Here is a 614-nt window from a genome sequence, read left to right on the forward strand (position 1 = left end):
ATGTTACACCTGATTTTGCAGCTGTTACTGTATAATCTAATCCTGCTACTAAATTAGCAACTGTATAATTTCCACTTGCATCTGAAGTAGCTGTTAAAGTTGTTGATCCCGAAACTGCTGAGATTGTAACTCCCGAAACAGCTGTAGTTCCATTTTTAGTTGTTCCGCTTACGGTATAGTAAGTTGGCGTTACAACAGTTTGTGTAAAATTCAACGTTTTGTTAGCAGCAATTGCTGTGTAAACTGTTGAAGCCGGTGTAAATGTTACACCTGATTTTGCAGCTGTTACTGTATAATCTAATCCTGCTACTAAATTAGCAACTGTATAATTTCCACTTGCATCTGAAGTAGCTGTTAAAGTTGTTGATCCCGAAACTGCTGAGATTGTTACACCAGAAACAGCTGTAGTTCCATTTTTAGTTGTTCCGCTTACGGTATAGTAAGTTGGCGTTACAACAGTTTGTGTAAAATTCAACGTTTTGTTAGCAGCAATAGCAGTATAAACTGTTGATGCAGGAGTAAATGTTAATCCTGTTTTTGCAATTGTAACCGTATAATCTGATCCTGAAATTAAATTCGCAACCGAATAATTTCCTGAAGCATCAGAAGTAGCT

The 614-nt window shown here is 36.8% G+C and carries 1 pseudogene; it reads right to left on the minus strand.

The window, feature by feature from the left end:
• Window positions 1-614 (minus strand): annotated as a pseudogene (locus ACHRV5_RS22375) (glycoside hydrolase); the annotation flags it as partial.

It is taken from the genome of Flavobacterium sp. FlaQc-52, from assembly GCF_044007495.1.
GTDB lineage: Bacteria > Bacteroidota > Bacteroidia > Flavobacteriales > Flavobacteriaceae > Flavobacterium > Flavobacterium cupriresistens.